This window comes from Faecalispora sporosphaeroides DSM 1294 (genome assembly GCA_000383295.1).
Taxonomy (GTDB): domain Bacteria; phylum Bacillota; class Clostridia; order Oscillospirales; family Acutalibacteraceae; genus Faecalispora; species Faecalispora sporosphaeroides.
Map to the genome: position 1 here is coordinate 48,755 of KB911068.1, position 20,851 is coordinate 69,605.

The 20,851-nt window shown below is 47.2% G+C and carries 19 protein-coding genes and 1 tRNA gene; 4 read left to right on the forward strand and 16 right to left on the reverse strand.

What is annotated here, in order from left to right:
* Positions 1-53 precede the first annotated feature (53 nt).
* From G340_RS17835 to G340_RS16485, 3 genes are read right to left on the reverse strand one after another with little or no spacing between them, the layout of a single operon-like run.
* On the reverse strand, positions 54-416 hold the full coding sequence (locus G340_RS17835) for a hypothetical protein (RefSeq protein ID WP_154653119.1): 363 nt from the start codon (positions 414-416) through the stop codon (positions 54-56).
* The gene (locus G340_RS0106405) at positions 334-1,797 is read right to left on the reverse strand and encodes a M20 family metallopeptidase (RefSeq protein WP_020072830.1); all 1,464 of its coding nucleotides are present in this window, start codon (positions 1,795-1,797) and stop codon (positions 334-336) included. The genes G340_RS17835 and G340_RS0106405 overlap by 83 nt, the downstream gene beginning before the upstream one ends.
* Positions 1,798-1,837: 40 nt before the next feature.
* Positions 1,838-2,692 carry a sodium/glutamate symporter family protein gene (locus tag G340_RS16485; protein ID WP_326522338.1) on the reverse strand — a complete coding sequence of 285 codons (855 nt, stop codon included), beginning with the start codon at positions 2,690-2,692 and terminating at the stop codon, positions 1,838-1,840.
* A gap of 427 nt (positions 2,693-3,119) precedes the next feature.
* On the opposite strand from G340_RS16485, the gene G340_RS0106415 reads away from it, so the two are divergent.
* On the forward strand, positions 3,120-4,442 hold the full coding sequence (locus G340_RS0106415) for a hypothetical protein (RefSeq protein ID WP_154653120.1): 1,323 nt from the start codon (positions 3,120-3,122) through the stop codon (positions 4,440-4,442).
* A 425-nt stretch (positions 4,443-4,867) separates the two neighbouring features.
* On the opposite strand, the gene G340_RS0106420 is transcribed toward G340_RS0106415, so the two are convergent.
* Together G340_RS0106420 and G340_RS0106425 are read right to left on the reverse strand one after the other, a co-directional pair.
* On the reverse strand, positions 4,868-5,146 hold the full coding sequence (locus G340_RS0106420; RefSeq protein WP_326522339.1) for a hypothetical protein: 279 nt from the start codon (positions 5,144-5,146) through the stop codon (positions 4,868-4,870).
* Between the two features lie 46 nt (positions 5,147-5,192).
* Positions 5,193-5,492, reverse strand: a complete 300-nt coding sequence (locus tag G340_RS0106425) for a DUF2089 family protein (protein ID WP_020072835.1) — start codon at positions 5,490-5,492, stop codon at positions 5,193-5,195.
* 459 nt (positions 5,493-5,951) lie between these two features.
* On the opposite strand from G340_RS0106425, the gene G340_RS0106430 reads away from it, so the two are divergent.
* Positions 5,952-6,635, forward strand: coding sequence for a TetR/AcrR family transcriptional regulator (locus tag G340_RS0106430; RefSeq protein ID WP_020072836.1), 684 nt, complete (start codon positions 5,952-5,954; stop codon positions 6,633-6,635).
* 82 nt (positions 6,636-6,717) lie between these two features.
* Positions 6,718-7,809 (forward strand): Acg family FMN-binding oxidoreductase, encoded by a 1,092-nt coding sequence (locus tag G340_RS0106435; protein WP_326522340.1) that lies wholly within the window; start codon positions 6,718-6,720, stop codon positions 7,807-7,809.
* Between the two features lie 42 nt (positions 7,810-7,851).
* Here the strand turns inward: G340_RS0106435 and G340_RS17840 are convergent, their stop codons facing one another.
* The 3 genes from G340_RS17840 to G340_RS0106445 form a co-directional block, all read right to left on the reverse strand.
* Positions 7,852-8,001 carry a hypothetical protein gene (locus G340_RS17840; protein ID WP_154653121.1) on the reverse strand — a complete coding sequence of 50 codons (150 nt, stop codon included), beginning with the start codon at positions 7,999-8,001 and terminating at the stop codon, positions 7,852-7,854.
* A gap of 89 nt (positions 8,002-8,090) precedes the next feature.
* Positions 8,091-9,359, reverse strand: a complete 1,269-nt coding sequence (locus G340_RS0106440; RefSeq protein ID WP_020072838.1) for a peptidoglycan-binding protein — start codon at positions 9,357-9,359, stop codon at positions 8,091-8,093.
* 156 nt (positions 9,360-9,515) lie between these two features.
* Complete coding sequence (locus G340_RS0106445; RefSeq protein ID WP_326522341.1) at positions 9,516-10,757, reverse strand: ATP-binding protein; 1,242 nt, start codon at positions 10,755-10,757, stop codon at positions 9,516-9,518.
* Positions 10,758-11,479: 722 nt separating this feature from the next.
* On the opposite strand from G340_RS0106445, the gene G340_RS0106450 reads away from it, so the two are divergent.
* Positions 11,480-11,570: transfer RNA gene (locus G340_RS0106450), tRNA-Ser, on the forward strand.
* A gap of 163 nt (positions 11,571-11,733) precedes the next feature.
* On the opposite strand, the gene G340_RS0106455 is transcribed toward G340_RS0106450, so the two are convergent.
* The 8 genes from G340_RS0106455 to G340_RS0106495 all read right to left on the reverse strand — a co-directional run bounded on the left by G340_RS0106455 (position 11,734) and on the right by G340_RS0106495 (position 20,850).
* Positions 11,734-12,921, reverse strand: a complete 1,188-nt coding sequence (locus tag G340_RS0106455) for a tyrosine-type recombinase/integrase (protein WP_456151860.1) — start codon at positions 12,919-12,921, stop codon at positions 11,734-11,736.
* Between the two features lie 208 nt (positions 12,922-13,129).
* A complete protein-coding gene (locus G340_RS0106460; protein WP_020072841.1) occupies positions 13,130-13,348 on the reverse strand; it encodes a helix-turn-helix domain-containing protein in 219 nt (72 codons plus the stop codon).
* A 17-nt stretch (positions 13,349-13,365) separates the two neighbouring features.
* Positions 13,366-13,734: a type II toxin-antitoxin system PemK/MazF family toxin gene (locus G340_RS0106465; RefSeq protein ID WP_020072842.1), complete on the reverse strand. Its 369-nt coding sequence runs from the start codon at positions 13,732-13,734 to the stop codon at positions 13,366-13,368.
* A 615-nt stretch (positions 13,735-14,349) separates the two neighbouring features.
* Complete coding sequence (locus tag G340_RS0106475) at positions 14,350-14,769, reverse strand: sigma-70 family RNA polymerase sigma factor (RefSeq protein WP_020072844.1); 420 nt, start codon at positions 14,767-14,769, stop codon at positions 14,350-14,352.
* Positions 14,770-15,023: 254 nt separating this feature from the next.
* Positions 15,024-15,182, reverse strand: a complete 159-nt coding sequence (locus G340_RS17845; RefSeq protein WP_020072845.1) for a hypothetical protein — start codon at positions 15,180-15,182, stop codon at positions 15,024-15,026.
* Positions 15,183-15,415: 233 nt separating this feature from the next.
* Positions 15,416-16,993: an ImmA/IrrE family metallo-endopeptidase gene (locus tag G340_RS0106485; protein WP_326522342.1), complete on the reverse strand. Its 1,578-nt coding sequence runs from the start codon at positions 16,991-16,993 to the stop codon at positions 15,416-15,418.
* Positions 16,977-17,741: a M48 family metallopeptidase gene (locus tag G340_RS0106490; protein WP_020072847.1), complete on the reverse strand. Its 765-nt coding sequence runs from the start codon at positions 17,739-17,741 to the stop codon at positions 16,977-16,979. The genes G340_RS0106485 and G340_RS0106490 overlap by 17 nt, the downstream gene beginning before the upstream one ends.
* A complete protein-coding gene (locus G340_RS0106495; RefSeq protein ID WP_020072848.1) occupies positions 17,734-20,850 on the reverse strand; it encodes a type I restriction endonuclease subunit R in 3,117 nt (1,038 codons plus the stop codon). Before G340_RS0106495 ends, G340_RS0106490 begins: the two co-directional genes overlap by 8 nt.
* Between the last annotated feature and the right edge of the window lies 1 nt (position 20,851).

Sequence of the window (20,851 nt, forward strand, 5' to 3'; positions counted from 1 at the left end):
GAGGGGAATAAACTCGCTTTTCCTCACGGCAATCTGTTCGAGGGGGCCGCATTTTAGCTTGCCCCGTTGGAAACCTTTTTGAAAACAGCAGTTTTAAAACGGCGGGTTATGATGATAACTGTAATGGGAGGAAAGGCAGGTGCAAGGCGTTTCGTTGCTTTCTGCGCAAATTCATGCAGAGCTTTTAAGAAAAGAAAAGCCGCGTCCCCCATAACAAAATGCGCCGCGCCTCCGTTTGGGAGAGCGCGGCGCATTTTGTTTAGAGAATAGTTTATGTTGGGCATTCGGTACAATCGATAGAAAAACAGGCGGAAACGATCAAAAGGGAGCGCGTCATACCAGCAGGCGAATTGGCTTTGGAACGACGTCATTGGGGATCGCGCAGCGGTAGGTTTGGCCATCCAGGCGTTTTTCAAATTCCTGCCGGGCTTTTTCCACCAGCTCCGGTTTTTCCAGCAGATCCACAGCGGCCCCGGCGAGCGTCTTTGCCGCGAGAAGCATCCCTTTATGCCCGATCGAGGTCTTATCCTGAGACACCAGCTGCCAGGAATGCTCCGGCGTACCCAGCGCGTAGCAGGCGGTCACGATTTGCGCGGTGGGTACATTCCAGCTGACGTCGCCCACATCGGACGACATGGTGAGGCGCGCGCATTGGCCTTCCTTGTGGAACGGCAGGATGATGTCGCACAAATCTTTCCCGTGCAGCTGCCCGGCGCACCGATGGATTTCCTCGTCTGAAAGCGAACCTCTGAATCGGTTCAGGGAGTCCAGCGCGCGATCCTCCGAAGACGGCGTGGTTTTGGCAATTTCCTGCGCAAAGCTCAGTTCCTCCGGTGTGTATTCCGGCAGCTTTTGCTGCTTGAGGTTCTCGTACAATATATTGGACAAAAAGCGGTTGGGCACCACTTCGGCGCAGGCCTTGATAAAATCAATCTGCACGTCGGTTCCCGTCATCATTGCCGCGCCCTGTGCAATCTGATTAATCCTTTGGTAGATTTCTTCTACCTGAAAGGTTTTCGGCGCCCGAATCAAATACAGAACGGATGCGGAGGACTGAACCACATTGGGGGAGTACCCGCCGGAATTGGTGATGGCATAATGGATGCGGGCGTCCGAAATAATGTGCTCCCGCAGGTAGTTCGCGCCCACGTCCATCAGTTCCACGGCATCCAGAGCACTGCGCCCCAAATGCGGAGCCGCCGCCGCATGGGCAGCCTTGCCTTTAAAGGTGTACAGCACCTGGTAGTTGGCCAGGAATTCGATGTCGAAGATGGCGTTGACCTCCATTGGGTGCCAGGCAAGGGCGGCGTCAAGGCCCTGAAACACTCCTTCCCGGGCCATAAAGGCTTTTCCGGAGCCGCCTTCCTCGCCGGGGCAGCCGAATAGTTTGATGGTTCCGGGCAGATGGTTCGTCTCCAGATATTCCTTTACCGCCAGAGCCGCACCCACCGAGCCGCCCGCAAACAGGTTGTGCCCGCAGCCGTGGCCGTTCCCGCTGTGCACCAGCGGCTGCTGAACGGCGCTGTGCGCTTTCTGGCTCAGGCCGTTCAGCGCGTCGAATTCCGCCAGTATTCCAATGACCGGGCGGCCGCTGCCGTAAGTGCCGCAGAACGCGGTTTTGATTTTTCCAATCGGTGCTTCCACAGTAAAATCGTGATTTCTCAGAACATCCTGAATCAGAGCGGCAGATTGGAATTCCTCAAATGCGGTTTCGGCGTATTCCCAAATCCGATCGGAAAGATTCGTTAAAACCGGTTTCTTTTCTTCCAGGTATTCGTACATTTGCGTTTTATTCATTCAATGAATCCCCTTTTTATGTAATGATCTAAAAACTACCTTAGTTACCCTTAAATTCCTTCCCGAAGGATATGCGGCTGGTAATGGTTGCAAACAGCAGGGCGGCTATTGTGATTCCCAAAGCTACCATCATGGTAACCAACGCGCCGTGGGCAATTGGGAGTACGATAAACAGATTTAGCATCGCGAAATAAATAATACTGGTAACTGTGTAAGAGAGTGAATAGTTTGCCAGGGCCGGGCTTTCCAGTTCGGGATCGCAGATGCGGAGCAACAGCACTCCGGTAAGGAAAACACCTGTAGCCATACCTAAGGTACCGATCATCTGCTCGAACCAGTATCCCTTTAAAAAGCGCTTGCAGAAGAAAAACAGGATTCCGGTTGTCACAATAAAGCCGAGCACGACCATTACCAGAATCGGAACAATATAAGCGGCAACTGCTTTCAGCGGCAGGCTGGCGATCGCGGCAATCACGGCAAAATCTGTGAAGGCCCCGGAGATTTTACTTTTAATTTTACTGTCTACCATGTAATCTATCTTCAATTTACACATCAGGCCCCAGATTGCAAACATGATGATCATACCGTAGGCCCAGACGGAAATGCTCCCTAGCACGGGAATTTTGAGGGCCTTTGCCCAAGACAGAAACAGGTAAGAGAGAAGACAGGCCATAAAGATCAGTGCCGCGTGGAAAGCAAGGGTATCAACAGAAAGCCGCCGATAACGGAAGCGGGAATAAAAGTTTGCTGGAATATTTTTATTTTGGCTCGCAGAAATACTCCAATCAGTAAGAAGATTCCTAAAGGCCCCAAACATTGCAGCAGATCGGTAAAAAGTGCATTTGTCATAGTGGTTCCTCCTCATAAAAAATAGATGATTGATTGCAATTGCCATCATAACGGCAATCTGAATCCTGTACAATCCGCAGCCGGCAGCCACCATTCCCTTTGAAAAAATGAAAATGCTTGTGCGCCGTCTCTGAATCCTGTTTGTCTCCACCGTAGATTTAACTTTGCCGCCGCCAGCAAGAAATTTGTTTGGAATACGGTCAAGCAGACAAGAATGTATGATTATTTCTAACCTTCGGCCTTAAGATCTTCTCATAAGACAGGAACGGATGAACGGCCTTTGATCGTTTTTACGACATTTGTGTCTTTTAATTAAAGATTTAAATAATTATGTCTTTTAATTAATGTAAATATTACTATTTTTGATTGACTTAGTCAATGCGTTTTGATAATATAATCACTGTAATTGATTTGTGGTTTGAAATAAAGACTTAAATTTCGGGTTGCAGCATAATTTTGAGGCAAGGAAAGGGGTGCTTTCATTGATTACGGTCAGCATTATCAGCCCACGGGTATCGATGGCGGCGATTGATGACGTTATTGAAAAACAGGATTTTGGGTGTATCTTTCTCAAATATGTTTATGACCGGCAGGAGGATATTCAGGAGATCTATCTTCATTGCAAGGATAAGTGCGACGCCATCTGTTTCAGCGGTGAAATCGGGTACCATTATGCCATTAATCACATCAGTGATCTGACGATTCCCTGCACGTTTGTTTTTTATAATGAAACGCATATTCTTTCTCTTTTGCTGAATTTCTTAATACAGCATCCGAACATTCCGCTCAATCGGGTCTATATTGATTTTTTGACTCCCGGCAATCAATACATGAATCTCAGAAAGCATCTTCCGGCGGAGCAAATGCCTTATTGCTACGATCAGATCGAGTATAACTACGCCAGAATGCTCCAGCAGCCAAAGGAGCTTTATGAGCAGGGAAAGATCGATTACATTCTGACCCGATGCACGAATAATCTGGACGCCATCCGGGCGCTCGGGATCCCGTACCAGCATTTTCTCCCTACGGAGGAGATGATCTCGGATGCGATCCGAGACGCGATCAATCAGCAGAAGCTGTCTTTGGGGGAGGAGACTTACCAGATCATCATTTTGATTAAGGTGATTTTGCCGGAAGGGGCTACGGAGCACGACAAAGAGTATTATAATGTCACCCTGTACAAGCAGCTCGTGGATTTTCGGCGCTGCAATGAATTCGATTTTTCCATTGAGTCGAGCCAGGAGCGGTTTAAGCTTCACACACAGAGAACGCTGGAGAGGGATAAGCTGCATTTGTCGAAAGACCTGGTCACTTATCTGATTCACAACAGCACATTTCATTTTCGGTTGGGGGTCGGGATTGGGGATTCGATGGATTCCGCCAGATATTCGGCGGAAGTCGCGCTGCACGAAGCGGTCAAGTTCGGGAAAAACGACGGCTTTCTGGTGGAGGATGGCGAGGATCCGATTTTGACGGGCCCTCTTTCTTCTCCCACAACTCTGAGCTACAGCTATTCCAATTACAGGGTGCAGAGTTATTCCCAGCAAAGTGGAATCGACGAACGGAACCTGCTGCGCATTATGGGGATTTTTGAGATGGATCCCGATTCCGTTATCACATCCTCCAATCTGTCCAGCTGGCTGAATATTACGGTCCGCAGCTGCAACCGGATTCTTTCACAGCTTTTGGATTCCGGCCTGATTGAGGAGATCGATTCCGCCAAAAAGGAAGGACGGGGCAGGCCGGTGCGCCAATATCGGTTTTGCACGGAAAACTGTCAAAAAACATTTTATTAAAGGCAGACGACAAAGGGCATGGTGAAGCGAACCGCCTAATACGGACAATGACAAAAAGGACCTCCTGTCGTAGAATCGAAACTACGATAGGAGGGATACCGAGAATACAAAAGCCGAAGTTACATCTGTGAGAAATGCCTCTCTCGTTCTCAGTACACCGAAAGACAGAACTTTACGAAAACGGTGACGCGGCATGTGTGGCACCGCTATTTTTTTATACACAAAAAACCCATCCTTCGCTTAACGCGTTGGATGGGTCTTTCGACAATCCGAGGGACACATCGAGTCGATCGGTGTGTCCTTTTTTCTGCTGCTTGGATCCGCAGTTTCATGGCAAACTGCTTCAATATGGTACAGCTTCTCAGAAGGTGAATCCATGGGATTCTGTGAATGTCCGAATTTTTTATTCTGCCTTTCACACCAAGCTACTTCAGATCCTGTATACTCATTTTTTCAAGCTCCGCACGAAGCTTCATTTTTTCACGGCAGCCAAAATAAATGCCAAGCAAAACAATCGTCGGAATATTGCTGAGCAGGAAGGCAGATGCAACCAGAATAAATATTTCCCCGGCCTTCATTCCATCATATACAGCCAATCCTAAAATGATCAGTAAAGAATTCAGAAACGCAATTGCCGGCAGGATCAGCCCAAACCACTTGCTGTTCTTCTTTGATAAGAATATCTGAAGAAAAATGCCTCCCACCAATACAACCAATACCAGAAAAAATGTGACTGTTGTAAGGATCACGTTATTCGCCTCCCTTCCGTTTTTTATATTCCGAAATCAAAACCTTAGCTGTGTCAAAATCGATCTTATCATTAACGGCCAGCCGCTTGATCAGAGAAATGTATGGGTCATTAGAAATATCTTCGTTTATTTGAATCTTCTGGATTAATTTGTCCAGCCGGAGTCTTACGGTTGGATAAGTGACACCGTATTGATTGGCGATTTCTTTCAGTGATCCCGAAGCCAGCAAAAAGTTCTTCATAAAAGACACATCCTCTTGATCAAGACCGACCATCCATTCAGGAACAATGTCTATTGCCATAAAGCGCCTACCTTTCTTTAACTATATTTAGCATATACTTTAATTTTATTAAAGTCAATAGTAAATATTTTTTATATAAAATAGCTGCGCCTACAAAGCGCTCCTTTTCGTACCGGTTTGTTTAAGAATAAGAAAAATGGAAAATTCGCTCCAAATTTGTTTCTCTTTTTTGCGCACCCGAAACGTCCGGCTTGGTAATCCTGTTCGGGTTAGTACTGCCAGTGACTTTATTGTGTTCTAATACTGGAAGTCCTTATGGCCCGCTCTATGTCTGCGCTGAATTCGCCGCTGATTGCGGTAAACAGATACCTACAGTTGATTCAGACGGATTTTCAGAGTCCTGCATGGCAATCGCGAATGATTAGATGCAGGCGATTGACAAACCGGCGGGGAGGATTTATAATTTAAGTAAACTGACAGTTTATTTAAATGCATTATAGTGAAATGGGGAAAGCAAACATGGGACGAAAGGAGCGCAGCCAAAAGGAAAAAGAGCTCAGGCGCGGCGATATCATCGACGCGGCCGAACGGGTTATCTTTTCCAGGGGCTATGAGAATGCCTCGATGGATCAGGTTGCAAAGGAGGCGGAATTCAGCAAGCGAACCGTTTATATGTATTTCAGCAGCAAGGAGCAGATTTATTACGAAATCATGATTCGGGGCTACCGGCTGCTGATCGATATGCTGGAAGCGGGCTTCCGGGAGAAAAATCCTCAAAATGCGGTCGAAGAGCTGCGCTGCATCTTCTTTTCCTTCTTCCGGTTCAGCCAGGAGCATGCCCCGTATTTTAGGGCAATCATGGAATATGAGACCAGGGACTTTTCCCAATGCGCCGGTCTGAAGGACGCGCTTGTAGAGGAATGCTACCAGTTGGGCGAGCAGATTTTCGGTTCTCTTTCGCGGGCGCTACAAAAGGGCATTCAGGAGGGTAGCCTGCGCAAAGGGCTCGACAGCGAAAAGGTCGCGCTGATCTTGTGGGCGTATACCGTTGGCGTTTTTAATACCAGAGAGAAGAAAAAAGAGTATTTAAAAAGCTGCCACGGCATTGATCCCGAGGAGTTTGTAACGGAGGCCTTCGACATGATGATGCATTTGATTGCAGACAAGGGAGAAGCCGAAAATGGTAAGGAAAAAAACTCGTAAGCACCTCGTCGGAGGGCTGGTCGGCATCGCCGGGGTGTTTCTCTTTTTATTAACCACTCTTTTTATCATTAGCGGAGGTTTTATGAAACAGCATTATCTGGAACCCTGGTCAAAGGAGTACGCTGCGCAATACGGCGACGCGAGAATACGCCTTGCGGCCGGCGGAATCCTTGCCGCCAGCGGACACAACATGCAGCCGTGGATCCTTCGGCTCGACCCTTCCGATCCTATGGTATTTCATCTTTATGCCGACAGCAGGCGCATGACGAAGGAAGTGGACCCCGATGCGCGCCAGATGATGATTTCGCAGGGCACGTTTCTGGAATATGTCGCCGTGACCGGTGAAAAAGAAGGATGGAATACCAAAATCGAGCTTTTCCCGGAGGGGGAGTACGACGAGAATGACCTTGCCCACAGCATGGACACTCTGCCGGTGGCAAAGATCACATTGGCAAAAGCACAGCCGCAGGAGATTCCGCTCTACGGCGCCATGTACCTGCCCGACACCAACCGGGAGCCGTACCGGGCCGAGGGGCTTTCTGCTTCGCAGGTCTCCGCCCTGGAATCGCTTTCGGGTGCTGCCGGAATCTCTGTTCGGGTATATCAGGAGCAGGCCGAGCTTTCCAAAATCGGTCGGTATGCTCTGAAAAGCGCGGAAACAGAGGCTGGCGTTTCCCGTGTCATGGAGGAATCCGGTGCGATTTTCCGCGCCAACGAGTACCGGAAAAATCAATACCGTTACGGCTTTTCCGTAGAAGGTCAGGGCGCGTCCGGGCTCAGGATGCATATTTTGCAGGGAATGCTCACCGTTTTTCCGTCTTTGAATTCCGGTGAAGCTGCCGCCCGCAATGTGATCAGCTATGCCCGCGCGTCGGTTCAAAGCACACCGGCTTACGCAATGATCGTCACGCGGAACAACAGCAGAGCGACTCAGGTGGAAAGCGGAATGCTATACAGCAGGCTGGTGCTGACAGGGCATACGCTGGGCCTTGTTATGCAGCCGCTCAGTCAGGTTCTGGAGGAATACCCCGAAATGAACGGCCCCTACACAGAGTTCAAGCAGATCTACGCGCCGAGCGGCGGCACAGTGCAGATGCTGTTTCGTATGGGATACCCGACGAAGGGAGTGCCGCTGAGTATGCGGCGGGACGTAATGGATTTTGTTGCAAAGTAATCGCAATGCGAAAACGCCGTCCCAGCTCCGAGCCATGTTGAATTAGCTGGCGAATGAGGCATCTGTTTGCAGAATTAGCATGAAGGCAATAAAAGCAGGGATGACGGTGGGAATGGATTGCGCCTCAATGGTCAGGCGGGATACAAAAAAGCTGTCGCGGCAAAATAAAAAGGCTTGCAGTCTGTGAATCACACAGGCAGCAAGCCTTTTTGGTTGTTCGTAAAATGTTGTCCGGCTTTTTGTATCGCTTTACTTGGAAAACGCTGTTCTTGTTTGCCGGCTTAGCTTTCTCTTTTCTTCGCCTCCGAAGAATTCAGCTTGGCGACCGTGTTCGGGTCGGCAATGCCGGTAACTTCCATTCCGTTCAGGTACTGAAAGTCCTTAACGGCCTGCTCCGTGCCGGCGGTGTATTCGCCGCTGATGGCGGTAAACATGTACCCCAGCTGATCCAAACGGGTTTGCAGGGCCTTAACCGCGTCGCTCTTATCTCCGCGCTTGTAGGTACCGGAAGGAACAGCGCCTGCCGATTGTCCGGACGAAGCCGGAGTCTTGCCCGACGTGGCGGAACTGCTGGAAGAGGAGGAACTGCCGCCGGAAGAAGCGGGAGCCGACGAGGCGGGTTCGGACGGCTTCGAGGAGGGGAGAGTCCCTTCGAGCAGTTCCGGGTAAACGGTGCCTGCCATAAAGCTGACGGCCTGAATCATCCCGCGACCCTGACGCTCCATGTACGTCGGGTTCATTTCATATACGCGGTTTTTCTGAACCGCTTCCAGCTTTTTGTACTTGTCGGACTCCTGCAGCTGTTTTTTCACACCCTCGGCGCAGAAGATGTACTGCGGGTTCGAGATGGTCAGCGCCTCGGTGGAGGCCTGTCCGCCGTTGCTGCCCGCAAACGCGTTGACCAGGCCGGCGCTTTCAATCAGCTTGCCGGCGAGCATGTCCCCGGTGGCCGCCTTGCCCTTTGCGTCATACAGGTAGCAAACGGTCACGGGAGAGTCCGTTTCCGGAATCACGCGCGTAATATCGTCAAGCGTCAGGTAAATATTGTTTGCCGTTTTAATGCCCTTTTGGTAGCCGGTGGAACCGCCCTTAATCGCCGCGCCCACCTCGGAGTACAGGCGTTCCAGGTCGGAGCGGCTGGCGGCGGCGGGGAGGATCAGCGAAAGGATGCCCTCCTTCTGCAACGCTGCGGTGATCCCGTCGCCCGGGTTCGCTCCAAACAGCGCCAGCGTTGCGCCAGTCGCCTTTACCGCGGCGGGGTCGGATGGATCCACATTCGGAAGAACAGAGAGATCCTCCTGATCACAGTCATTGGATTTTGCTTTCAGAGAGATTTCGTACCCCATCGCAAGAATCACATCGGCGAGGTTCGGTGAAAAGACGGCAACACCGGCCGGTTCACTTTTTAAAGTCACGGTCCCGATTGTCACGGGAAAATCCTGTTTCGCGGCGCCGGAGCTGATGTCGCCCTTACTGGAACACCCCGTAAATGCGGAAACAATCAGCACCGCCGACAGCAGTCCGGCTATCATTCGTTTCAACTGTCCCATACAATCCTCCCTGATTTTTTATCTTCATCTGTTAAAAAAGAGTGAAAAGTCAGATGCTTCTGTATTTTTACAGAAGCATAGTATCAGCGCCTCACTTTACAAAATGTTAACATAAAAATATAAATAAACTATGAAGCCGCCGTAAAGGATGTGATTTTACAGGATGCTTTTCCCCTGACGGATTCTGGATTCGGCCAGGCGGACATACTGCTGCGCGCAGCGGGGAGAGCGCCCGGCGCGTTCGAGTGCAAAACGTTCCGCGCCGATCAAAAGCTGCGGCAGATGCTCCGAAAGGCCGTGCTGATGGGCAAGCTTCTCCACAATATCCAGGTATTGGGCCTTGTCCGGCAGCATAAAGCGCACGGAAAGACCGAAGCGGTCAGCCAGAGAAAGGCTCTCCTGAATCGTGTCGACGCGGTGGATTTCATCGCCCTCGCGGTCCGAGAAGGTTTCGCGCAGCAGATGCCGCCGGTTGGAGGTCGCGTAGATCAGCGTGTTTTCCGGCCGGGCAGCCAGGCCGCCTTCCAGCACCGCCTTCAGGGCGGCGTAGGTGTCGTCCTGCCGGGAGAAGGAGAGGTCGTCAATGAACACGATAAACTTCATCGGCAGCCCTGCCAGAATCTCTACCAGATCGGGAAAATGAGGGATTTCCGCTTTCGGCATCTCGATCAGGCGCAGCGCCGCAAATTCGTGCAGCAGCGCTTTTACGGTGGAAGATTTCCCCGTACCGCGGTCGCCGTACAGCAGGCAGTTGTTGGCCGGCAAGCCCTGCACAAAGGAACTCGTGTTTTCCAGGACCATTCCGCGCTGCAGCTCGTAGCCCTTCAAATCCTGTAACAAAATCGGATCGGGGTGTGGAACGGGGGACAGCACCCCGTTCCTCCAGATAAACGCCCGGTTGCGCGCAAATCGGCCGCAGCCGTTCTGTGCGTAAAAGGCTTTCAACTGTGTCAGGCAGGTCTGCGGCTCTTGCTGCAGCTGCGAGATCACCTGTCCGTTTTCCCAGCAGGGCAAGCCCAACTCCGCCGCCTGTGGAAAGGCGCTTTTGGCCAGTATTTCCTGTGGGGTAAGGGCAGAAAGCTCCGCCAGAATTTTCAAATCGCGCAGCGCCGCCGCTTCGACTAAGGAAGAAACCTCTTTTCCGGATGCCGCGGCAACCGAAAATGCGTTTTCATCGTACAAAACAGGCTCAGTCAACGCCTGCGCTAAGTTTGTGTCAGCATTTTTTCGTGCGAGTAGAGCAATCAGATTTCCCCAGGCTGTTAAAAACGCTTCGGGCCGATCCCCCTGCGCCGTGTTCAGCAGACGAAAAAATGCCACCGGCACGCTTCTTTCCAGAATGCCTCTATATACAGAAAGCGAGGCCATTTTCCACGCAGCCTCTTGAATTTGATTCACAATTGTTGCCCCTTTCCAGAGATTTAATGCTATTGTACCGTTCCTATCACTTTAAGTCAATAAAAGTGCTTGACTTTTGCGGACATTCTCTATAAAATAAATAGGCATGGACGACAAGCACTTTTTTGTGTAACGTTTGGCATCCATGGAAGCGTATCGAAGTGGTCATAACGGGCCTGACTCGAAATGGACTGTCCAGAATGGTAGATAGTATTGCAAAAGCCCTGTAACCATGCGGTTTTCCGCAGGTTCAAATTGAATAATTTCTTTAATATCTCTCTCCTACATCTCTCCAAAATCCACGGATAGAGGAGCGGCATGTGAGTTGACATACATTGGGAAGCGTATCGAAGTGGTCATAACGAGCTTGACTCGAAATCCACTCGGTCAGTTGCTTTGAAAATGCGGGAAACCCTTGAGTTTCTGCGGGTTTGCGGGATTTTGAAAATTTAGCTTTTTACCAATTTCTACGGTTTTTCTACACTTTGCCTTGACTTTTTCGAAAGGCTCGGTGTATTAAAATAGAATATGGAGGCGTATCGAAGTGGTCATAACGAGCCTGACTCGAAATCCACTCGGTCAGTTGCTTTGAAAATGCGGGAAACCCTTGAGTTTCTGCGGGTTTGCGGGATTTTGAAAATTTAGCTTTTTACCAATTTCTACGGTTTTTCTACACTTTGCCTTGACTTTTTCGAAAGGCTCGGTGTATTAAAATAGAATATGGAGGCGTATCGAAGTGGTCATAACGAGCCTGACTCGAAATCAGGTTGTCGAGCAATCGGCACGTGAGTTCGAATCTCACCGCCTCCGCCATGAGCCTGTTTGCGGTCAATGCCCGCAACAGGCTCTTCCTTTTTTGGTTCTTTTCTACGCCCTCTTTCGAGGGCATTTTTTCTGCTTTTGTAGAAAACGGATGCTTGAAAAGTCCTTGTTTTACAAGGCTTTGCCGTGTTCCGACTCAGCAGTCCGTAGAAAATCACTCAGCCATTTCAAGTCCGATAGGTTCTTCCCGCTTGGATTTTTCAAACATGCCATCCATGACAAGCCCGGATTCGATCTGCGCATGGAAGTCAAGATGCGAGTAAATATCCGCCGTGGTCGAGAACGTGCTGTGCCCAAGCCATATCTGGATTTGCTTCATGGATATCCCGTTTGCGAGCAGTAAGCTGGCGCATGAATGCCTTAAATCGTGGAACCTGATTTTCTTCAGGTTGTTTTTTTCGAGTATCCAGCTAAAATGCTCCGTTACATAGTTGGGACGCATCAGCTTTCCGGTTTGGTCGACGCAGATATAATCCAGATAGTCCCGGCAGTAAGAACGCTTGAACATTCTGCGGTACATTTCCTGCTTCTCTTTTTCCGCCCACAGAATTTTTTCAACGGATGGCAGCAGCGGAAGTGTGCGGAAGCTGGATTTGGTTTTGAGCACATCCTCGCCGACAGCCACCGCTTTGCCATCTACCGTGTCCTCAATGACCTTGTGCTTGATGGAGATGGTCTTTTGTTCAAGGTTGATCGCATCCCATTTCAAACCAAGGACTTCACTTCTCCGTAGCCCATAGTAGGCGGCCAGTTTTACACAGACTTCCAAAGGATCATCTGATACCGCATCGAACAGCGCCATCATTTCCTCCGCCGAATAAAACTGTGCCTGATACACATTCTTTTTCGGCCTGTCCACCCTGTCAGCAGGATTGCTGCTGATAATTCCCTTTTTTACAGCGTTCTGCAGAGCCCTGCGAAGCACCGCATGATAGTGAATTACCGTATTTGCCGTATACCCTTCATCAAAAATGGATTGATGAAAATCCTGTATATGCTGCGGCGTAACTTCCGCTAAGGTAATATTCAGTTCTTTAAAGTACCGGCTGATTCGGCTGTCCAGCATAGTGCGGTAGCCTTTAAACGTGGTCTTGGATATGGTGGGTTTTGCTTGAATCAACCATTTTTGAAGGTAATCCATAAAGAGAACATCCGCCTGCGGGTTCCTTTTTCCTTCAATCAGTTCTCTGGCCCGTTCTTCCGCTGCCCGACGCTCCTTTTCCTCCTGCTCCCGTTCATATTCCAAACGGATTTGGTCAAAGGCTTTTTTGGCTTTTCTTTCACTGGTTCCCTCTACCGGCAATCCGGTGGGAATCCACTTTGTCTTTCTTTTGCCGTCCACTTTTGTATAAAGGACAGCGTAATAAGTATTATTTTTTTGCTGTAGGCATCCTGTTATCATTTCTATCCTCCTTCGAAATAACAGCGTATTTGCCTACCATTGACAGCACCACAATACCACAGAAAGCATGAGATAGCTATGCTTTTATGCTGAAATCATCCACATGATTTTTCTACGCCTTATTGTCAATGGTAGACAAAAATCCGGATCAGCCGAGCTTGATATGGCACATTTCTTCATCCAGCAGATAATCAATAACGCATGCTTTCGGAATCTTATAGGTTCGTCCGATACGAACACTATGTATCTCCTTTTCCGCAAGCAGTTTATAAGCCAATTTACGGCTGATGCCGCCCAGCATTTCTCTTAATTGTTCGACCTCGACTACATCGGGGTACTTTTCAAACATTTTGATTTTGTCGTTCATCATGACATCCCCTTTCATTAAAAAAACGCCGGGTCAAGCCCAACGCTGATGGAAAGTGCCTGATTGATTTGTTTCATTTCATGACCGGAAAGAGTGCCAACCTTTTCTCTCAGGCGTATGCGGTCAATGGTGCGTATTTGCTCTAAGAGAGCAAAAGACTCTTTGGAGCAGCCGCCGGCCGTGCCGATGCAAACATGGGTAGGAATATTGTTTTTCTCGGTTTTGCCGGTAATCGCACAGACAATGACCGTAGGGCTGTGACGATTTCCGACATTGTTTTGCAAAATAAGTACCGGACGGATTCCGCCCTGTTCGGAGCCCACAACGGGACTTAAATCGGCATAGAAAATATCCCCACGTTGTATGTTCTTTTTATAATCTCTCAAAATTGCGATCCTCCTTTGAAATTCTTAATGGCACAAAAATAGGATCGCCCTTGGGTAGTTGCTTCACTGTGAGAGCAGCTGAAAACAGGGCGATCCCATTGCTTCTGACATTAAGTCATTTTCTGTAATAACGGTGCTTAATTCGACACTACTCCCCAAGCACAAAAGGCGATGGTCTGAACTGCGGCTGGCTTCACCGCATCATGGGAATTTCACCCCCGCCAGGATCTCTGCCGGCTGCCCTCATTGCGTAATCCCCATATGTGGGGGCTGTGACTGGACAGAAGTATCATGATAGGCTGACGGGGTCATTGCGAAACAGGCCGCCACAGCCTGTTTCCCGGTCGGATGGGTACCGCTTTGCACCTTATTGGGCCGTCTTTGATAGTCTGGGAAGAGAAACGTAATGAACAGAAAGAAAAAGCTGATTCATCTTGTTCTCATCACCATCCTACAGGTGGTCTTGGCGCATCCTCCGGAGTCGCTGTTCCTTTTGGGAGCCGTCAGCTAACGTATTCAGATCATCGGATATGAAATTTTCAAAGTACCCTTGAGGGAATAAAGAAACCCCTCACTACTAATCCGGTTTCGTGAGGGGGTCTACAAAAAGAATTTTTACTTTTCCATCATTTTTTTGAGTTTCATTCGAATTTGACGCTCCCGATAGCTGATGGTCTGCTGTTTAATGCCCGTCTCCTTTTCAAGCTCTACCTGTGTTTTCCTTTGAAAGTACAGAGCATAGATCAAATTGCGCTCATCCTTGGCAAGCTGAGCGAGACACTGATGCATCTTTTCTGCCATAAGCTTGTCCATGACCATATCCTCCACACGGAGTGAACCGAGATCCGGAATCGCATCCTCACCGTTGGTTTCCTCGGTGTCCAGAGCGCTGTAGTAAAAAACGCCATGTGCTATGTCCTTTTCTTCCAGATGACGCTCATGGCGCCTCATGCGGTAATATGTCAGGTAGACTTCTTTACTGACTGGTACAAGCTGACCTTGTACCTTGATTTGATATTTCTTTTTTTCTGCCATATGGCTTGTCCTCCATTTTCTGAAATCTTGATGGTGAGTCAAAATGTCAGAAGCGGAGGGGCTCGTCCATTTGCAAAGAAGAGGTGCAAGAGGTATGTAATCACGATGTTTGCTCCTTTTTATGGGAACCTCGCACCGTACATCATGGTAAATAGAAAAGACGACAGGCGAGGTTCACCCGGTTGAGGTGTTCCTCCGCACTGCCGTCTTGCGTTCTGGCGGATTTTAGGTATTAAGCTGTTCTTGGGGTGTGGCTATGCTACAGGTTCTACACGCTCGTGCGTTATGTTTAATGCGCCGTCGGGGGTTACTGTGATTCGAGTGACACAATCTTTTATTTTAATCACAAACAGACGATCATCATCGCTCATATCGCCAATGCGCTTTTTATTCAGATTCCTGATTTCAACCATATAAATCCTCCTCACTGCTATTGATTTGATTGCTCTTTCTCACTGGGTTTCATCTGGTTAATTCCATTTTTATCTTCCCGTGCCCTATTATCACATTTCTCAAATTTGCATGCCCAACTCGGCGAGTTGGTTGAAAGCTTTAAAAATGGCGAGGATTATTGGAATTTTTGCTTTTGGGCATAAAAAAGGACCCCTTTCGGGGTCCAAAACCAACTCTACGAGTTATCAAGTTTTTAATTCTCATCAATTTTTATTGTGCTACCTAATTGCGGTATGTCTGCCTGCTCCAAAACACTGTTAAAATCTTGTATCGACAGCCCGGGCATATTCTCTAATATATGGATGTATGTTCTATCCGGGTCTTTATAGTAATCTAATTTGTTGCCAGACTTTTCAAATATTTTTTCAATAATACGAAGATTCAGCCTTAAACCGACACATATTGCCATCAAAACATCCGTACCCATATTGTTGTATTTATCATTTTTGATTTTTCCATGGTAGTTCTTATGGAGCAGCGTTTTTTCATTAAATATTTCAGGGTACTTCCATTTCCTGTTCTCCATCAAAAACCACAAGCATTGACACAGCGTGGTGGTCGGATCTCCTAATTTCTTGACAAGCTCTATCTCTTCGTTTTCATCATAGGATAAGATATGTTTGTGGAATGCTGCATAAACCTCTTTCGGCTCATAATTGAAGGTTGCCTGATATTTTGGATGGAACGTCAGCATCCGCTGATCAATTCCAGTAACGCTATACAGGACAGCAAACCCCATGAAGTCCTTTTGAATGTTCCGATAGGTCGTATATTTTTGCTCATGTATATTAATAGCACATTGAGCCAAGTTCTTCTTTGCTTTTGTGGTTAAGTGTAGGTTTCCATTCTTTGTTGTTATGTATTTAGGATCTGCCAGTACAAAATAACCGTCGGCAAATACGAATCGCCCACCGCTGACCCACTCTTGGAGAGAAGAGTCCACGCGCAGCAATTGATACGCTTCTGCAGGAGTCAACGCAACGAATTCTCTGCGGTTATTAATTTCGGCAAAGACTGCATCATAATCCTCAAATTCAGAAATTTTCCCGAGAATCCCTACCTCAATAAGACGATATTTTACAGATGCCCTCGATACAATAAAAAATTCACTTAGGTCTTCAATTAAAACATCGCAGGAGGGGACAATATCGTTCTGTGGATTCTTATAACTATCAATCAGTTCCAGTGCTTTTTGCTTGAACGGTTCGTATGGCATCAGTACTCTCGGAGCTAACCTGTGTGCCTGCCATTCCAGCCATTTTACTTCGTTCTCCTTTGTCTTTTTTCCTTCCGGCGGCTCGTAGAATGTTTCCGATTGGCGGCACATAATCGGATACAGTTTTTCAGAAGCCTCAGCATTTTTGAGTGCCAGAATTTCAAAATAAGTTTTATCCTTCTCCCAATGCAATGCCTCGTGAATTAGGGTATTGCGCTTAGAGCCTTCGCCATACAGTGCTTCGGAATCGGGATCGACTAATATAGTCCCAGCAGGAAAGAAGGTAGGATGAAATGTACCAGACTCGCGGTTGTAGACTTCAACTTCACCATCAAGCAATAAGCAGCATCCAAAAATGTCCAAGTTTCCGGAAAGGGATACTTCCTTTACTGTAAGGCCGACTTCCTGCAGAATCTTATCAACGGGCAGCGGCATCGGCGTTGCAAGAGCCTCTTTACAATGCCTTGTCAGGTATTTTGTTGCGTAATCATCAAGGCGATTCTTTCCGAGAATTAAAGCACCGGTTTTTTTATTGACATCAAAGATATCGCTCAATGTCGGTCTGCTCGTCATCTGTATCCTTCTCTTCTTTCTCCATATAGTCAAGAGGCATGGTAGCCAGAATCTTTTTTACTTCTTTCCAAGTCGGGCAAAACTCTTCAACAAGCGCGCGGAATCGGTGTGTATGGTTTTTCTCCACTAAATGTACCAGTTCATGAATCACCACATATTCAAGACATTCCATTGGTTTCTTAGCAAGCTGAAGGTTAATCCATATCCTACGTTTATCAATATTGCATGTGCCCCACCTGGTTCTCATGTTTTTAATTCGGAAATCCTCGGCATGAATTCCCGTCTTTTTCTCACAGTCTATTGCAACAGTCTCCAGTATCCGCTTTAATTCCTGCCTGTACCATTCGATGAGCAGTTTTTCTCTTGCCTTAGTGTTTGTTCCTTCTGGTACTGTCATGATTATTTTAGTCGGCGTCTTGACAATTTTATGACGTGTTTCCTCATATACTACCTGCAGACGGTAGGGCTTACCCCACAAATAATATGATTCTCCGGAAACATATTCTCGCTTGCTTTGACGTTCCTGTGCCAGCATCCTGTCTCTGACTTTAGTGATCTCCGGCAGTTTTCTAAGGACAAACAATTCGATATCCTCGTCATTTAATCCGGCTGGTGTGCTGACAGTAACATCACCCTCTGGCGGATTTACACGGATATATAGATTTTTCAAATTTTTCTTTCTGATAATCTTAATCGGTAATCCTCCGATTATCATTTCTTCATTACGCATCGTATTCTTCCTGTCTTTGTACTATATCGAAGACATTATTGGCTTCTTCCGTGGCTCTGTCTTCGGTATACATATGAAGCAATAATTTTTTATAAATAGCAAGTCTAATCCGCTGCTGTTTTTGAAAATTTCTTTTCCAACCCGGCTGGATGGAAGTGCGGATCGCACTGTCAACATCAATTGTCAGTTCGACATTATTTTCAAAATAATCATACAGAGCACGCCTTGTTGCGCTATCTTTGACCCCGTCGGGATAGTTGCTGGTTGTTTCCGGATGAAGAATAGCCTCTGCCAACTCCACGACCTGTCTGAGGTATTCCTCATAACTCATCGCTTCAGTCTTGCGCTGCAGGATGATTTTCTTAAGCATCTCTGACAGTTTGCCGTAATACACACTGTTTGAACTCATTTTTTTGACAATTTCATGCTGTAAGTTGTTGTCAATCATCTCTGCTTTTGCTTCGCCAGTACCAGGCAAATCTTTTACTAAATCGACAGGCGTGGTGGTTTTGCCCTTTAGGAGCAACTCGACAATCGACATATTCCCCAACTCACTGATAACCCTGGAATCTTCAGCGCGGATGTAAGTGTCAAGGATATAGCGCATATCCGCCTCATAAGGCTTGAGGTCGATATAGTCGCAGCTTGCCAGCTTGATCATTTCTTTAATTTTGTTGTATCCGGAAATCTCTTCGCGCAGATGATTGACATCATTCTCTGAATAGCCATACTCAGATACAAGCTTGTCACAACAATTCGCAAAAGAACGAGAGAGCGCCGCAGTTAACGTGTACAGCGTGTCCCTGCGCGCCGTCTTTTCATCGCCATCGCTGTCATCTCCGCAGAAATACTCAATGAAGTCGATATCAGCTTTTGGTGCCGGAACATTCTCGAATAATGCCTCCAGCGATGCAAGCGTTCCTTCCATTTCTGACTTTGCTTCATCATAGCGGTTTTTAATAAGCCCTTCGACATCCTCTTTGTCAAACCCATCAAATGCCTCTGTCGTATAATCAGAAACGGCAAGCTGAAGATTACGGAATAAATCCATGTAATCCACAATATAACCATAGTCCTTATCTTCGCCGTCTGGTCTGTTGACACGACAAATGGCCTGAAAAAGATCGTGGTCACGCATGGATTTATCAATATACAGATAAGTGGCACTTGGGGCGTCAAAGCCCGTCAGCAATTTATCAACCACAATAAGAAGCTTCATTTGTGCTGGATTTTCTTTAAATTGCTTCTTCGCATCTTTTTCAAATTCCGAGAGCTTCTTGCCGCCAAGCATCCGCTCATAAATGGATTTCTTGTATTCTTCTTCGCTTTCCTGTGAAAGATCAGAAGTGGCCGTCCGCACACTTTGCGTGGTTGGCTCATAGGAAGTTACGACGGCACATTTTGTGAAGCCCATGCTCATAAAGATTTCCCAATACTTGCAGGCTTCGTAGATGCTATTTGCAACGAGCATAGCAGTACCGCGATCTTCTTTCAATCTCGGTTTGAGGCTCATATCAAAGACTATATCAGACGCAATCTTTTCCAAGCGTTGCTTTGAACTGTATAGTTTATTGATGGAAGTCCAGCTTTGTTTGAGCTGGAGCTTTGCGCGTTCTGTCAAGCCTTTTGTCTTCTGTTCAAACCACAAGTCAACTTTATCTTGACTGGACAAATCCTGGTCAATGTCTCTTGCCTCATACCGCAAGTCCAAAACAACACCATCAGCCACACCCTCATCAAATTTATAAGTATGAATATACGGGCCAAAGATTTCAAGGCTTGTTTTCTTATCTTTCTTAAGCAATGGAGTTCCTGTAAAGCCAATTAAGACTGCATCCGGCATCAGCGTTTTTACTGCTTCGTGCAGCTTGCCGGAATTGGTACGATGGCATTCGTCAATAAAAGCAACGATGTTTCCCTTTGCCTTAAAGTCCTTCGGAAGATCCTTCAGAAGTTCTTTACGATATTGGTCGATATCCGCCTGTTTACCTGCATTATGACCATATTTATGAATGAGCGAGCAAACAATCGGGTCTTCGCTTTTGTCCAAAATATCACGAAGGTCCTTACAACTTTTTGCTCTGCGTACTTTTTCGTTTACGTCTATAAAAAGACTCTCAATCTGGTCATCCAGCTCATCTCTGTCCGTGATAATTACAACGCGGCTGTCAGAAACATTTTCTATAATCCATTTTGTGAGCCATACCATAATAAGAGATTTTCCGGAACCCTGCGTATTCCAAATGATACCGCCCTTTTTCTCAAGAATGCTCTTTCTCGCAGCGATATTAGCAAAATACTGGTTATGTCGAGCAATTTTCTTAATGCCGGCATCAAAAATCACGAAATCATGTATAAGAGATAAGAAGCGTTCTTTTTGGCAAAGTGAAATAATACCATCTCTCAGACGGTTTACTTCCTTAAGCTGCAGCATTTTAATTTTTTCAGACAAGGCGTCCGTCGCCTTTTTATCTTCTTTCCATTTAAGGTAGTACTTTTCTGGTGTGTTGATCGTACCATAGAGCAATCCTTCAGCTTCATTTCCTGCAAATAAAAGCTGTGCCGCGCCAAAAAAATTGAGTATGTTTTCCTTTTTCTGATTCGTTAACATTTGTCGAATGCCCTTGCCCGAGCTGACATAGGAACTCTTCAACTCAAATACACCCATAGCGATGCCGTTAACGTACAATACCAAATCAGGCCGCTTTCTTGTTACTTTGTCATATCGAAGGACGGACACTTCCTCCGCTACGGCAAAATCATTATTGTCGATATGATCCAAATCCCAATCGATATAATGCACGGTCTGGCGATGTCCATTGGCATCTTTCGTTCCCTGCCGACCGTAGCGAAGGAGAGAATAAACCTTCTGGTTAATCTCATAAAGCGAATCAGCCTGGTTATTGATCTTGCTTATGAGTTCATTGATGGCAATCTTAATCTGGTCATCGCCATACCCGCGCTTTTTCAGATTCGCTTTCAGCAGCTCTTCCTTGACAGGTGTGTTATCGATATCCTCCAGATTGCCGAGATAGGTGTAGCCAAGGTCATCAACCAGCCAGTGAAGAACTCTATTCTGCAATTTTTTCTCAGCATCAACCGTTGCCATC